This window comes from Lysobacter terrae, from assembly GCF_054782215.1.
This window is the reverse complement of the sequence record NZ_BAAGSX010000010.1, coordinates 19,717-32,530: the sequence shown is the minus strand read 5'-3', so window position 1 is coordinate 32,530 and position 12,814 is coordinate 19,717. Positions and strand designations below refer to the sequence as shown.

15 protein-coding genes are annotated in these 12,814 nt (G+C 67.7%); 9 read left to right on the top strand and 6 right to left on the bottom strand.

All coding sequences use genetic code 11. The annotated features are described in order from the left end of the window. The first annotated feature begins 24 nt into the window (after nt 1-24). Genes ACYVJ8_RS15040 through ACYVJ8_RS15030 form a run of 3 tightly spaced genes read left to right on the top strand, consistent with a single transcriptional unit; the run spans nt 25 to nt 1,335 of the window. Nucleotides 25-345 (top strand): YbaB/EbfC family nucleoid-associated protein, encoded by a 321-nt coding sequence (locus tag ACYVJ8_RS15040; protein WP_386753652.1) that lies wholly within the window; start codon nt 25-27, stop codon nt 343-345. Nucleotides 346-358: 13 nt separating this feature from the next. Continuing rightward, a complete protein-coding gene (gene recR, locus ACYVJ8_RS15035; protein WP_460713877.1) occupies nt 359-952 on the top strand; it encodes a recombination mediator RecR in 594 nt (197 codons plus the stop codon). Between the two features lie 32 nt (nt 953-984). Beyond that, nucleotides 985-1,335 carry a histidine triad nucleotide-binding protein gene (locus ACYVJ8_RS15030; RefSeq protein ID WP_460713875.1) on the top strand — a complete coding sequence of 117 codons (351 nt, stop codon included), beginning with the start codon at nt 985-987 and terminating at the stop codon, nt 1,333-1,335. A gap of 68 nt (nt 1,336-1,403) precedes the next feature. On the opposite strand, the gene ACYVJ8_RS15025 is transcribed toward ACYVJ8_RS15030, so the two are convergent. The 4 genes from ACYVJ8_RS15025 to ACYVJ8_RS15010 are packed head-to-tail and all read right to left on the bottom strand — an operon-like array spanning nt 1,404 to nt 5,863. Next, nucleotides 1,404-1,889 (bottom strand): Slp family lipoprotein, encoded by a 486-nt coding sequence (locus ACYVJ8_RS15025; RefSeq protein ID WP_460713873.1) that lies wholly within the window; start codon nt 1,887-1,889, stop codon nt 1,404-1,406. Between the two features lie 29 nt (nt 1,890-1,918). Further along, the gene (locus ACYVJ8_RS15020; protein ID WP_460713871.1) at nt 1,919-3,904 is read right to left on the bottom strand and encodes a transglutaminase family protein; all 1,986 of its coding nucleotides are present in this window, start codon (nt 3,902-3,904) and stop codon (nt 1,919-1,921) included. After that, nucleotides 3,901-4,899 (bottom strand): DUF58 domain-containing protein, encoded by a 999-nt coding sequence (locus ACYVJ8_RS15015; RefSeq protein ID WP_460713869.1) that lies wholly within the window; start codon nt 4,897-4,899, stop codon nt 3,901-3,903. Before ACYVJ8_RS15015 ends, ACYVJ8_RS15020 begins: the two co-directional genes overlap by 4 nt. Before the next feature lie 10 nt (nt 4,900-4,909). Beyond that, on the bottom strand, nt 4,910-5,863 hold the full coding sequence (locus ACYVJ8_RS15010; RefSeq protein ID WP_460713867.1) for an AAA family ATPase: 954 nt from the start codon (nt 5,861-5,863) through the stop codon (nt 4,910-4,912). 66 nt (nt 5,864-5,929) lie between these two features. Between ACYVJ8_RS15010 and ACYVJ8_RS15005 the strand changes: the two genes are divergently transcribed. Further along, nucleotides 5,930-7,780: an ArnT family glycosyltransferase gene (locus ACYVJ8_RS15005; protein ID WP_460713865.1), complete on the top strand. Its 1,851-nt coding sequence runs from the start codon at nt 5,930-5,932 to the stop codon at nt 7,778-7,780. A 10-nt stretch (nt 7,781-7,790) separates the two neighbouring features. Here ACYVJ8_RS15005 and ACYVJ8_RS15000 read toward each other — a convergent pair whose 3' ends face one another. Both ACYVJ8_RS15000 and ACYVJ8_RS14995 read right to left on the bottom strand, forming a co-directional pair. Further along, nucleotides 7,791-8,366, bottom strand: coding sequence for a Maf family protein (locus ACYVJ8_RS15000; protein ID WP_460713863.1), 576 nt, complete (start codon nt 8,364-8,366; stop codon nt 7,791-7,793). 2 nt (nt 8,367-8,368) lie between these two features. Beyond that, nucleotides 8,369-8,755, bottom strand: coding sequence for a hypothetical protein (locus ACYVJ8_RS14995; protein WP_460713861.1), 387 nt, complete (start codon nt 8,753-8,755; stop codon nt 8,369-8,371). Between the two features lie 136 nt (nt 8,756-8,891). Here ACYVJ8_RS14995 and ACYVJ8_RS14990 point away from each other — a divergent pair, with 136 nt between their 5' ends. From ACYVJ8_RS14990 to fabG, 5 genes are all read left to right on the top strand, one after another. Next, complete coding sequence (locus ACYVJ8_RS14990) at nt 8,892-9,422, top strand: YceD family protein (protein WP_460713859.1); 531 nt, start codon at nt 8,892-8,894, stop codon at nt 9,420-9,422. 37 nt (nt 9,423-9,459) lie between these two features. Further along, nucleotides 9,460-9,654 (top strand): 50S ribosomal protein L32, encoded by a 195-nt coding sequence (rpmF, locus tag ACYVJ8_RS14985; protein ID WP_460713857.1) that lies wholly within the window; start codon nt 9,460-9,462, stop codon nt 9,652-9,654. Between the two features lie 297 nt (nt 9,655-9,951). Beyond that, on the top strand, nt 9,952-10,932 hold the full coding sequence (locus ACYVJ8_RS14980; protein ID WP_460713855.1) for a beta-ketoacyl-ACP synthase III: 981 nt from the start codon (nt 9,952-9,954) through the stop codon (nt 10,930-10,932). A 108-nt stretch (nt 10,933-11,040) separates the two neighbouring features. Continuing rightward, nucleotides 11,041-11,991 carry an ACP S-malonyltransferase gene (gene fabD / locus ACYVJ8_RS14975; RefSeq protein WP_460713853.1) on the top strand — a complete coding sequence of 317 codons (951 nt, stop codon included), beginning with the start codon at nt 11,041-11,043 and terminating at the stop codon, nt 11,989-11,991. After that, on the top strand, nt 11,988-12,734 hold the full coding sequence (gene fabG, locus ACYVJ8_RS14970) for a 3-oxoacyl-ACP reductase FabG (protein WP_460713851.1): 747 nt from the start codon (nt 11,988-11,990) through the stop codon (nt 12,732-12,734). The genes fabD and fabG overlap by 4 nt, the downstream gene beginning before the upstream one ends. Nucleotides 12,735-12,814 lie beyond the last annotated feature (80 nt).

The window sequence follows — 12,814 nt, the reverse complement described above, 5'->3', positions numbered from 1 at the left end:
CGCAGCCTTGAAGAGAACACGACTATGCGTGGCAACATCGCCCAAATGATGCAGCAGGCGCAGCGCATGCAGGAAAACCTGCAGCGCGCCCAGGAAGAAATCGCCAAGATCGAAGCGACCGGTTCGGCCGGCGGCGGCATGGTCACGGTCACCCTGACCGGACGCAAGGAGTGCCGCAAGGTGCGCATCGATCCCAGCGTCCTGTCCGACCAGGAAATGGTCGAGGACCTGATCGCCGCCGCGTTCAACGACGCGTCCAACAAGATCGACGCCGAGTCGCAGGCGAAGATGTCGGCCGCCACCGCCGGCATGCCGCTGCCGCCGGGAATGAAGCTGCCGTTCTGACGCATCCGACGGCGTGAGCGCACTGCTCGAACAACTTATCGAAGCGTTGCGGGTACTGCCGGGCGTCGGCCCGAAGTCGGCGCAGCGCATGGCCTATCACGTGCTCGAACGCGATCGCGACGGCGGCCGTCGGCTGGCGGAAACGTTGGCCACCGCCGTGGAGAAGATCGGCCACTGCGCGCGCTGCCGCGACTTCAGCGAGACCGAGGTGTGCGCGACCTGCGCCAGCGCCTCGCGCGACGCCTACATGCTCTGCGCGGTGGAATCGCCGGCTGACCGGTTCGCGATCGAGCAGGCGACGGGCTATCGCGGGCTGTACTTCATCCTGCAAGGGCGGTTGTCGCCGCTGGACGGCATCGGTCCACGCGAGCTGGGCCTGGACCGGCTGGCCGCGCGCCTGGCCGAAGGCGAAGTGCAGGAGCTGATCATCGCCACCAACCCCACCGTGGAAGGCGAGGCGACCGCGCACTATCTCGCGCAGCTCGCGCGCCAGCATCAGGTCAAGCCCAGCCGCCTCGCGCACGGCGTGCCGCTGGGGGGAGAACTGGAATACGTCGATCGCGGCACGCTGTCGCATGCGTTCGGCAGCCGCAGCGAAATGACTTAATGACGTCCAGTGAAATGGCTTAGGGAGCGCCCATGTCAGACACCATCTTCCACAAGATCATGCGCCGCGAAATCCCGGCCACCATCGTTTACGAAGACGAGCACATTTTCGCCTTCCAGGACATCGCGCCGCAGGCGCCGGTACACGTGCTGTTCGTGCCGAAGGTCGACATCGCCACGCTCAACGACGTGCAGCCTGCGCAGGCGGAGATCATCGGCCGCCTGCACATCGCCGCGGCGAACTACGCCAAGCAGCAGGGTTTCGCCGAGGACGGCTATCGCGTAGTGATGAACTGCAACGACAACGGCGGGCAGACCGTCTTCCAGGTGCATCTGCATCTTCTGGCCGGCGCACCGCTGGGGCGTTTCGGTACGCCGAAGTGACGCCGTAATGGCGTCGCCCTTCGAATAGCGAAACGCCCGGTTTGCCCGGGCGTTTTGCTTGGATCCGATTACCACCAACCCCACCACGGCCACGGCGCCGGACGGGTCACCACGTCGACGCGCTCGCGCACCGGCCACAGGTAGATGACCTCGGCTTCGACGCGCGGGAAACGGTAGTCGTAGCCGCCGATGCGGCGGTTCTCGTAGCCGTCGATGCGGCCGGTGAAGGTCACTTCGCGGTTCTTCTCGAACAAGGCCGGATCGTAGAAGCCGGTCTTGCAGGCGATGAAGCGTCCGCCGACATCGTCGGTCGCCCAGTAGGGGCGGCCGTAGGCGGACAGGCGGGTCGAGATCATCTGGAAGCAGGTGCGATTGGTCTGCGGTTCCACTTCGACGATGCGGCCGCCCCAACGCACGGTGGTGCCGGTGGATTCGGCGGCGGCGGCCTGCTGCGGGGTGATCTCGGTAAAGCTGCCCTGCAGCGGCTTTGGCTGCGAAGCGCAGGCGGCGAGCAGCGCGGCGGCGAGTGCAGGGATAACGATGCGAGCCTTCATTTGCTTACTCCGTTGAGCGATCCGGCTATCTAGTCCGTCAATCTAGGGTGCGGCCGATGGTTGCGCAGCGCCCGTACCAGGTCTTTGGCGGCGCGGGCGCTGCGGGTCCCGGGCTGAGACGGAGCGTAGCGCCAATTGGCGAAACGGTGGCTGAGTTCGATCAGTTCGCTCCCGAGCAGCTCGGGGCGCGTGCGGGATATGCGCGTGATCCAGTCGGTGGCGGCTTCGTGCGGTTCGCGCTCGAGCCCGAACCGCCGATAGCGGACGCCCAGCCGGTGCCAGGCGCGCAGGAGCGGATCGGGTTCGCGCTGGCCGCGGGCGCTGAGCCAGGCCATCCACAACAGGGCGAGGCAGGCCGCGAGGGCGAACAGCAACGTCAGTTGCGGGCCGCTGATCTGATCGAGCCCCAGCGGTCGGAAGAGCCGCGCCTGCCGGTTGGCGTCGAAGCCGAGCACGAGGTCGTTCCAGTTCCGGCGCACCCAGTCGCCCATGTTCCATAGGGACGTGCCGTAGTCGCCGAACAGCCCTGCGGCACCGGGGGCGCGGTCTTCGAGGGTGTCGTAGATGCGCTCGGGCGCCACCGCGGCGGTCGGGTCCACGCGTACCCAGCCGCGACCTTGCAGCCACACTTCCGACCAGGCGTGGGCGTCGGAACGCCGCACGATCCAATAGTCGCCCAGCGGGTTGCGATAACCGCCCGCATAGCCGGTGACGACGCGTGCGGGAATCCCGGCGCCGCGCATCAGCACGACGAAGGACGAACTGAAGTGCTGGCAGAAGCCGGCCTTAGTTTCGAACAGGAACTGGTCGATGGCATTGCGGCCCCACGGCGGCGTATCCAGCGTGTACGCGAAATCCCGATGGATGAAATCCAGCGCGCGACGCACGATGGCGGCGTCATCGTTGCCGGCTTCGCGGCGCCACTGCTGCGCCAGGGCCAGGGTGCGCGGATTGAATCCGTCGGGAAGCTGCAGCGCCTGCTGCCGCAGCGTGACCTTGAGCTTGGGCTCCTGGCGCAGCGGTGCGGCCGAGCGCAAGCGCCAGCGGGTCAGTGCGCTCAGCGTGTGATCCGCGCGCAACGAGCCGTCGCCGATCAGTTTCGTGCCGGGCGGCGCGGCCAGCGGCAGATCGAGCGCGATCACCTGCCGTTGTTCGGTGGCTTCGATTTCCAGTTCGTAATCCCACTGCAGCGGCGCCGGCGCACCTTCCGGTGCCGGCAGGCCACGCAGCCATTGCGGTTGCGACCATTCTTCGCCATCGAAGCGCCACAGGGTGAGGTTGCGCCAATACATCTGTTCCACCCGTGGCGCCGCGCCGAAGAAGCGCACGCGCATCGCCGGCGTGTCGTCGGTCATCATGTCGAGCCAGTCGCTGGGACGCATCGAGTCGGACAGACCGGGCCGCGCCATCGCGCGATCGGGCACGCCCCACATCGGGGCCGCCAAGCGGGGAAACAGCCAGAAGGTCGCCAGCGCCAGCGGCAGGCCGATCAACAGCAGGTGCACCACGCTGCGCAGACGCGTGCGGAACGGAATCGCGAAGTGCACGTCGCCCGATTCCAGATCGGCGAGGCGTTGCAGCGCGACCAGCGCACCGAGCGCGGCGAGCAAGCCCAGCAGCAGCGAGAGCGGCCCCTGATCCAGCAGGAACGTCGCGAACGGCGCGAACAGGCCGAAGCCGATCAGGCTGCGCGCATCGCGCAGCCGCGCGGTTTCCGAGGGCTTGATCGCGAGCATCGCGGCGAGCAGCGCGCAGCCCGTGTCCCGTCCCAGGCGCACGCCGGACGCCCCCAGGACGGCCGCGACGACCAGCAAGGTGAGCACGATGCGCAACACCGCCGGCGGTGGCTTGCGCCAGGACAGCAGCACCGTGATGAATCCCGCGACGGCAATGGGCCAGGCCAACGAACCTGGCAGTTGGATCAGCAGCGGCACGATGCACGCCAAAGCCGCCAGCAGCACCCAATGACGGCTGGTGCGGTCCAGCGGCGAGATGGCGGTGACCGTGGCGTTCATCGCAAGGACAGTGGCAGCAAGGCGAGGGCGCGTTGGCAGGCATGCCGGTGTGCGGCGCCGCGATCGGGTCCGATACCGGGCTGACCGGGCAGGGCCAGGCGATAGCGGCGGCCATCGCGTTCCGCCTCGTCGATCCAGCGCGCCAGTCGCGACACGCGCGCCTCATACGAAAGACCGGACAGCTGCGCCCAGTCGAGCACGACTTCCATGCCCAAGGGTTGTTCGTATTCGCGCACCAGCAAGGTGTCGCGCCGCGCCGACGGCTTCCACGCGATCGCGCGCCGCGCATCGCCGGGCCGGTATCCGCGCAGGTGATGGACGTCGTCGCCGGCCGGATGCAGGCGCGTCTGCGCCTGTTCGCCGGCACCGCCGGGCAATGGCGGGCCGCCGACTTCCGCAGTCGCGTAGACCAGTACGGGATTGCCGCTCCACACATATGTCCAGGCGCGCGCCAGGCCCAGCGGCCGGGTCGTGTACACGCGCAGTTTCGGCACGTCCAGCCAGCCGCGCTGATACGTGGCGAGTGCGATTTCGGCTTCGCCGCGTCCCTGGTCGAGATTGAGCAACGAAGACTCGTCCGCATCGTCGTGATCGACGCGCAGACCGCGGCGCACGCGCGAAGGCTCCGCCTGCACGTGCACGCGCAGCAGGATCGGCTGGCCGGCGGGAACGGGTTCGGCGTCGATGGCGGTGACGCTCATCCCGGTCAATTGCATCTGCGCCGCGATGAGGCTGGCCAGGGCCGCACCGCCCAGCAGCAGGCACAGCAATAGCGCGGGATTGTTGTTGTAGTTGAGGGCGCCGGCGGCCATGCCCACCAGCAATGCCGCGTAGAACAGGCCGAAGCGGGTGGGAAGCACGTAGACGCGGCGGCGATCGATCGTGACCGGCAATGTTTCCGGGGTGCGCGGCCGCGTCAGGCTCATCGCCAGGCGGCGAAGCCGGCGCCAGTGCGTCTTCGGCAGTGCGTCGTTTGCTGCGGTGATGCCGGTCATCGGCGTGGCGTCAGTCGACAGGCACCGAGTGCAGGATCGCCTTGGCCAGCGAGCCATCGCTGCCGGCCTGGGCGTCGGAGACGAGCCGATGCGCCGCGACCGCGCCGAACAAGGCCTGCACATCTTCGGGCAGCACGTGCGAGCGGCCCAGCAGCAAGGCATAGGCGCGCGCCGCGCGCAGCAGCGCGAGTCCGGCGCGCGGCGACAGCCCGACGCGAATGCCCGGATGCTTGCGGCTGCGCGCGAGCAGCGCCTGCACGTAGGCGATGAGCGCTTCGCTGGCATGGACTTGCTGCACCGCCCGTCGCGCGGCCAGCACGTCCGTCGCGCCTAGCAAGGGCAGGGTCTGTGCGATCAAATCGCGCCGATCGACGCCGGCCAGCAGATCGCGCTCGGCGGCTTCGCCCGGATAGCCCAGGGCCAGGCGCAACAGGAAACGATCCAGCTGCGAGTCGGGCAGGGGATAGGTGCCGGCCAGATCCACCGGGTTCTGCGTGGCGATGACGAAGAACGGGTCGGGCAGCGTGTGCGTGGTGCCGTCGATGGTGACCTGGTGTTCGGCCATCGCTTCGAGCAGTGCGCTTTGCGTGCGCGGCGGCGCGCGATTGATTTCGTCGGCCAGCAAGACCTGCGCAAATACCGGGCCGGGATGGAACTGGAAGCCGCGCGTGGGCGGGTCGAATACCGACACGCCGACCACGTCGGCGGGCAACAGATCGGAGGTGAACTGCACGCGCTGGAAATCCAGCCCCAATGTCGTCGCCATCGCGCGGGCTAGCGTGGTCTTGCCCAGGCCGGGCAGATCCTCGATCAGCAGATGGCCGCCGGCGAGCAGGGCGACGAAGGCGAGGCGCACTTCATGGGCCTTGCCCAGCACCAGCGCGTTGACTTGTGACTGGGCGCGGTCGAGGGTCGTACGCAGGGCATCGGGTAGCATGTTCGCCGCGGTCGGGGATGCCGCCATCTGAAAGTCTCCTCACCAATGCAGGCAGTGTAGCGGGGTTGTTCTTCTTCAATGCGCGATGAAACCATGCACGCCGGGCCGGAGCCTGGCCCGGCGCGACTGCGCTTCTGGCTGCTGTGGTCCGCGGTCCTGTTGGCCAAGCTGATCATTGCCGCGCGGCTGCCCTTGTTCGTGGACGAGGCCTTCTATTGGCAGGAAGGACACCACCTGGCGGCGGCCTATTCGGACCTGCCGGGAATGACCGCGTGGCTGACGCGCCTCGGGGTGATGCTCGGCGGCGAACACGCCTTCGCGCTGCGCGCTCCGTTCCTGGCGATCGCCGCACTCGTGCCCTGGCTGGTCGCGCGCATCACCGCTCGCGAGTTCGGCGAGCGTGCGGGTTGGCAGGCGGGCGGCCTCGCATTGCTGCTGCCCTTGTCGGGCACGCTGGGCCTGCTGGCCGTGCCCGACGCGGTGATGGCGTTGGCGACCTTGCTATGTGTCGATGCGGGCGCGCGCTTGTTGCGCAGAGTCGATGCGGCCTCTGCACTGGAACTGGCACTGGGCCTGGTGCTCGGTGCCTTGAGCCATTACCGCTTCATCGCGGTGATCGGCGTTGGCTTGGTGGCCTTGCTGTTGTTGGCCGATGGGCGCCGCGTCTTGCGCGACGTGCGCGTGTGGGTGGCGATCGGCTTGGGCGCTTTGGCCTGGATCCCGTTGCTGCTGTGGAATCTGGACAACGCCGATGCGGGCTTGCGTTTCCAATTGGTCGACCGGCATCCGTGGGCCTTCCATGCCGACGGTATCTTGTTCGTCGCCATCCAGGCGTTGCTGGCGACGCCGTTGCTCTTCTGGGCGCTGTTCGTCGCTGGCTGGCGCGGGCGCGATGCTGCGTTGCCGAGCGCGCGCTACTTCGCCTATCTCGGCGGGCTGGTGGTGCTCGGGTTCTTCGCCCTGGGCTTCTTCGCCGATACCGAGCGGGTGAGTTTCCACTGGCCCTTGCCGGGCTACCTGGCTCTATTGCCTCTGGTGCCCGCCGTGCTGATGCGCTGGTCCCGCGGGCTGCGCCGCGCGACGTGGATCCTGGCGGGCGTGGGGCTGGCGATGATGCTTGGCTTCTACGCCGCCGTGTCGGTGCCGCAGGTGCGCGCGCTGAGCGCCGCGGAGAAGGGGTATCCCTACAACTTCGCCGGGTGGGGGACGCTGGCCGACGCCACGCGCGATCGCCTCAAGGCGATGCCGCGCGGCACGGTATTGCTGGCCGACAGTTTCAAGGTCGGGTCGGAGCTCGGTTTCGCCTTGGGCAAGCCGGACATTCCGGTGCTCGATCACCCGATCAATCACAAGCACGGCCGCGCACCGCAGTTGCAGCTGTGGGGCTTGCAGCACGCCGGTGGCCGGGATTGGTTGCGGACGCCGACGCTGCTGGTCGTCGGCATCAGCGAAGTCCCTTACAAGGAACTCCTGCAGCGCTACCACGCGCTATGCGAGATGGTCGGCCCGTTGCCGCCTCCGCAAGTGTTGAATGTCGATCACGGCCGGCAGCGTTTCGCTCTGTTCGCGCTCGATTCGCGGCGTGACGGGCCATGCACGACGCCGGCGATGGCGTGGATCGATGCTCCGGTCGGCGGCGCAGCGGTGGGACGCAAGTTCGAACTACGCGGCTGGGCGTTCAAGGACGGCGTCGGCTTGTCGCGCGTCGAGGTGCTGCTGGATGGCCGCACGGTCGCTCAAGCCGAATACGGACTTCGCTACGAAGGGTTGCAGAACTTCTGGCGGGGCAGCAACGACCCGCAGCATCCGAATGTCGGCTTCCGCGCCCAAGTGGATCTGGGCGCGACCGAACTGGATGCCGGCCGCCATTGGTTGGGTTTGCGGTTGTACGGGCGCGATGGAAGCGTCGAAGACTGGTCGGAGCAGCCGATCCGGATTCGCTGAGCGGGCGCCGTCAGGGCAGGACGAAGCCCGCCTCACGCAGCAAGCGGGCCGTGGCGATCAGGGGTAGGCCTACCAGCGCGGTCGGATCGCTCGATTCGATCGCGTCGAACAGCGCAATGCCCAATCCTTCAGACTTGAAACTGCCGGCGCAGTCGAACGGTTGCTCGGCATCGACGTAGCGTTCGATTTCCGCCAGCGACAGGGTGCGGAAACGCACCGTCGTCGTATCCATCGCAATGCGCGGCGGCTCGCTGTCGCGCTGCACACAGACCGCAGTGCGGAATCGGATTTCGCGGCCGGACATCGCGCCGAGCTGGGCCACGGCGCCATCGCGACTGCCGGGCTTGCCCAGCGCAGAACCGTCGAGCTCGGCCACCTGGTCCGAGCCGATCACCGTCGCGCGCGGTTCGCGACTGGCGATCACACCGGCCTTGGCGATCGCCAGGCGTTCGGCGAGTGCGGCGGGCGACTCGCCGGGGCGCGGGCTTTCGTCCACTTCGGGGCGGGCGACATCGAAGGGCAAGCGCAGGCGGGCCAGCAGTTCCCGCCGGTAGGTCGAAGTCGAGGCCAGGATCAGGCGCTGCACGGTCAGATCTGCGGCGCGCGGGCGCGGGCGATCCGGGTGAGCTGGGCATCGATGCGGCCGCGGGCGGCATCGATCGAGCTGCGGACCTCGGCCAGCTGGGCCAGGCTCGCTTCACGCCCGTAGTCGCGCAGCCAAATCCGCTGGCGCAGCATTTCGCGCATGGCCTCGCCGACCGGGTCCGGACCCTGTTCGCCGGCCACGGCCGCGATTTCGGCCCGGGCGGTGCGCAGGCGGGCTTCCAGGGCGTCGGCGGCGTCCAGCAGTTCCCGGACGGCGCGGGCGCGGCGGCGCGGGGCGAGTTGCCGCTGCACGGCGACCAGGACGATCACGGCACCGGCCGCGACCACGATCCAGAGCAATACGGGCCAGCTCAGTACGGGCAGGGTCACGGTGCAAAGGCGAAAAAAAGGGGCCTGCAGTCTGAACCGGCGACCCCCGTTTACACAAATCGGGAGGCAATTCCCCATCCTCACAAGGACTTGCGGTTTGACAGGGTAGGTGCCGGGCCCTACCATTCCGCGTCTTATGTCAGCTGGCTCGCCATCCGAACGGGTTCCCGAGGTACTGGATGCCTGGCGAATGGTGGCGGCGCGGCGCGGAGTCGAAGGACGCCTGCCGCTGTCGGCGCTGACACGGCTGGAGGGCAGCCTGCTCGATACCCAAGGCGACGTCCGATTCGCGCTCGAATTCGATCGCGATTCGCTGCAGGTGCCTTATGTCGAGCTGCGAATCGAAGCCGAGCTGCCGCTGGAATGCCAGCGCAGCCTGCAGCGGTTCCTCCTGCCGGTGAAGATCGTGCAGCGGCTCGGTCTCATTCGCGACGAAGCGGACGAGGCTGCGCTGCCGCCGGGTTACGAACCGCTGCTCGTTCCGGAACACGGCGAGTTGCGGACGGCCGAGCTGGTCGAGGATGAACTCATCCTCGCCGTGCCGGTGGTGCCGGTGAATCCCGGCAGCGAGGCGGTGGAGCGCGACTGGCCCGCCACGCAGGAAGAACAAGAGCGCGCAAATCCGTTTGCCGCGCTGTCGGCATTGAAGTCGAAACCGAACAAGTAACCCGCTTTAATTTGTAAATTATTTCTGGAGCAAGACCATGGCAGTTCAGAAGTCCCGCGTCACCCCGTCCAAGCGCGGCATGCGCCGTGCGCACGACGCGCTGTCGGCGAAGCAGCTGGCCACCGATCCGACCACCGGCGAGACCCATCTGCGCCACCACGTCACCGCTGACGGTTACTACCGCGGCAAGAAGGTCATCGACGTCAAGTCGAAGGTCGCTGACGAAGAGTGATTATTCCGGCGCTTGCGCGCCGGAATAATTGCCGCCGTTGGAACAGCCGCTGCGCGGCCGTACAACGCCGGCGGCGAAACGGGCGCGTGGGCGCCCGTTCGCGTTTGTGCTGATTGCGCGCGCTCGCGGCCACCCGAGCGACCGTGCCGGACTGTGCGCGCGTGCCATTTGTGCGGCGCGCCAAAGGCCGCTCAAGCGAGTAGCATTCAGCCTTTGCCGTCCGGGGGCCCGGACGTCCGTTTCGCCGGCCGACGTGCGCAGCCTCGCTGCGGTCGCCGCTACACGAAAGAGACAGGCATGACCCAGCAAGTGTTCGCGCGTATCGCAGGTACCGGCAGCTATCTGCCGGAGAAGGTGCTCACCAACGAGGACCTGTCGAAAATCGTCGACACCAGTGACGAATGGATCGCCGCCCGTACGGGCATTCGCCAGCGCCACATCGCGGCGGAAGGGCAGACCACCAGCGACCTGGGTTACAACGCCGCCGTGCGCGCGCTCGAAGCGGCCGGCGTGGACGCGAAGGACCTCGATCTCATCGTCGTGGGCACGACCACGCCGGACCTGATCTTTCCCTCCACCGCGTGCCTGATCCAGCATCGCCTCGGCGCCGACGGCTGTCCGGCGTTCGATGTCAACGCGGCGTGCTCGGGCTTCGTCTACGCGCTGACCGTCGCCGACAAGTTCATTCGTTCCGGCGCGGCGAAAACCGCGCTGGTGATCGGTTCCGAAACGCTGACCCGCATGGTCGACTGGAGCGATCGCACCACCTGCGTGCTGTTCGGCGACGGCGCGGGCGCGGTCGTGCTCAAGGCCGATACGGAAACCGGCATTCTCAGCACGCACATGCATGCCGACGGCGGCAAGAAAGAACTGCTGTGGAACCCGGTCGGCGTTTCCGTCGGCTTCAAGCCCGGTGAAGAGAACGCCGGCGTGCGCATCCACATGAGCGGCAACGACGTGTTCAAGCACGCGGTGAAGGCGCTTGATTCCGTGGTCGAGGAAACGCTGGAAGCCAACGGCCTGGATCGCCACGACATCGACTGGCTGATCCCGCACCAGGCCAACCTGCGCATCATCGAGGCCACGGCCAAGCGCCTGGACATGCCGATGGAGCGCGTGGTCGTCACCGTCGACATGCACGGCAATACCTCGTCGGGCTCGGTACCGCTCGCGCTGGACGCGGCCGTGCGTTCGGGCAAGGTCCAGCGCGGCCAGCTGGTGCTGCTGGAAGCCTTCGGTGGCGGTTTCACCTGGGGCTCGGCGCTGCTGCGCTATTGACGCCGGTCGCGGGTAGACTGCCGCGACCCCTGCTGCTGCATACGCATTGGTACAGACGAATGGCCGGGTTCGCCCGTATCATGCCGCCTCTTTTTTGAAGGGAACGCCGTGACGGAGCCTGCTGCGCAACTTGCTTTCGTGTTTCCCGGCCAGGGATCGCAGTCGCTGGGCATGCTCGGCGACCTCGCCGGCCAGCACGCCGTGGTGCGCGAGGCCTTCACCGAGGCCAGCGAAGGCGCCGGTGTCGACCTGTGGGCGCTGTCCCAGGACGGACCCGAAGAACAGCTCAACCGTACCGAATTCACTCAGCCCGCGTTGCTCGCCGCCGGCGTGGCGGCGTGGCGCGCATGGCAGCAGCAGGGCGGCGCACAGCCGTCGGTGCTCGCCGGCCATAGCCTGGGCGAGTACACCGCGCTGGTCGCGACCGGTGCGCTCTCGTTGCACGACGGCGCCCGCCTGGTGCGACTGCGCGGTCAGCTGATGCAAGACGCGGCGCCTGCCGGCACCGGTGCGATGGCGGCCGTGCTCGGCGCCGAAGACGCCCTGGTGCTGGAAGTGTGCAAGGCCGCTTCGGGCGATCAGATCGTGGTGCCGGCCAACTTCAATTCGCCCGGCCAGATCGTGATTGGTGGCCACGCGGCCGCAGTCGACACGGCACTGGCGATGCTCGGCGAGCGCGGCGTGCGCAAGACCGTGAAGCTCGCGGTGAGCGTGCCTTCGCACACCCCGCTGATGCGCGAAGCGGCCAACCGCCTCGCCGAAGCGATGAACGATGTGCGCTGGCACGAACCGAAGCTGCCGGTGGTGCAGAACGTCGATGCCGAAGTGCATCAGGGCATCGAATCGATCCGCGGCGCACTGGTGCGCCAGCTGTACCTGCCGGTGCACTGGACGGGCTGCGTGCAGGCGCTCACCGCGCACGGCGTGACCCGCATCGCCGAATGCGGTCCCGGCAAGGTGCTGGCCGGCCTCATCAAGCGCATCGACAAGTCGATCGACGCACGCGCGATCGGCACCACTGCGGAATTCGAATCCGCCCTCTCGGAGTGGAAGGCATGAGCAATCTCCCGTTGTCCGGCGAAATCGCTTTGGTGACCGGCGCCAGCCGTGGCATCGGCGCCGCGATCGCCGACGAACTCGCCGCGCAGGGCGCGACCGTCATCGGCACCGCTACGTCGGAGGCGGGTGCCAAGGCGATCGCCGATCGTCTCGCTGCGCACGGCGGCCACGGCCGCGTGCTGAACGTCAGCGAGGCCGATTCGATCGACACGCTGATCGAAGGCATCGCCAAGGACATCGGTGCGGTCTCGATCCTGGTCAACAACGCCGGCATCACCCGCGACAACCTGCTGATGCGGATGAAGGACGAGGACTGGCAGGCCATCCTCGACACCAACCTCACCAGCGTCTACCGCACCTCGAAGGCGGTCATGCGCGCGATGATGAAGGCGCGCAAGGGCCGCATAATCAACATCGCCTCGGTCGTCGGCGTCACCGGCAACGCCGGCCAGACCAATTACGCGGCGGCGAAGGCCGGCGTCATCGCCTTCAGCAAGTCGCTGGCGAAGGAAATCGGTTCGCGCGGCGTGACGGTCAACGTGGTCGCGCCCGGCTACATCGCCACCGACATGACCAAGGATCTGCCGGAAGACGCCAAGCAGGCGCTGATGGGCCAGATCGCGCTGGGCCGCCTGGGTGAACCGGCCGACATCGCCCGCGCCGTCGCCTTCCTCGCGGGGCCCGCCGCGACCTACATCACCGGCGAGACGCTGCACGTCAACGGCGGTATGTACATGCCTTGAAATCGGCTTCACCCGGTTGCCCATGTATCCGTAACCGGTTGAAGCGAAAGGGTTTTTGCGACCTTCGCGAACGCCCGTGA

Excerpts from the sequence above, each read along its gene's own strand:
- ACYVJ8_RS14980 (WP_460713855.1), top strand. The coding sequence starts at position 9,952 with ATGACCCAGCAAGTGTTCGCGCGTATCGCAGGTACCGGCAGCTATCTG.
- ACYVJ8_RS15025 (WP_460713873.1), bottom strand. The coding sequence starts at position 1,889 with ATGAAGGCTCGCATCGTTATCCCTGCACTCGCCGCCGCGCTGCTCGCC.
- ACYVJ8_RS15005 (WP_460713865.1), top strand. The coding sequence starts at position 5,930 with ATGCACGCCGGGCCGGAGCCTGGCCCGGCGCGACTGCGCTTCTGGCTG.
- ACYVJ8_RS15020 (WP_460713871.1), bottom strand. The coding sequence starts at position 3,904 with ATGAACGCCACGGTCACCGCCATCTCGCCGCTGGACCGCACCAGCCGT.
- ACYVJ8_RS15015 (WP_460713869.1), bottom strand. The coding sequence starts at position 4,899 with ATGACCGGCATCACCGCAGCAAACGACGCACTGCCGAAGACGCACTGG.
- ACYVJ8_RS14990 (WP_460713859.1), top strand. The coding sequence starts at position 8,892 with ATGTCAGCTGGCTCGCCATCCGAACGGGTTCCCGAGGTACTGGATGCC.
- ACYVJ8_RS15030 (WP_460713875.1), top strand. The coding sequence starts at position 985 with ATGTCAGACACCATCTTCCACAAGATCATGCGCCGCGAAATCCCGGCC.
- ACYVJ8_RS15010 (WP_460713867.1), bottom strand. The coding sequence starts at position 5,863 with ATGGCGGCATCCCCGACCGCGGCGAACATGCTACCCGATGCCCTGCGT.
- ACYVJ8_RS15040 (WP_386753652.1), top strand. The coding sequence starts at position 25 with ATGCGTGGCAACATCGCCCAAATGATGCAGCAGGCGCAGCGCATGCAG.
- rpmF (WP_460713857.1), top strand. The coding sequence starts at position 9,460 with ATGGCAGTTCAGAAGTCCCGCGTCACCCCGTCCAAGCGCGGCATGCGC.
- fabG (WP_460713851.1), top strand. The coding sequence starts at position 11,988 with ATGAGCAATCTCCCGTTGTCCGGCGAAATCGCTTTGGTGACCGGCGCC.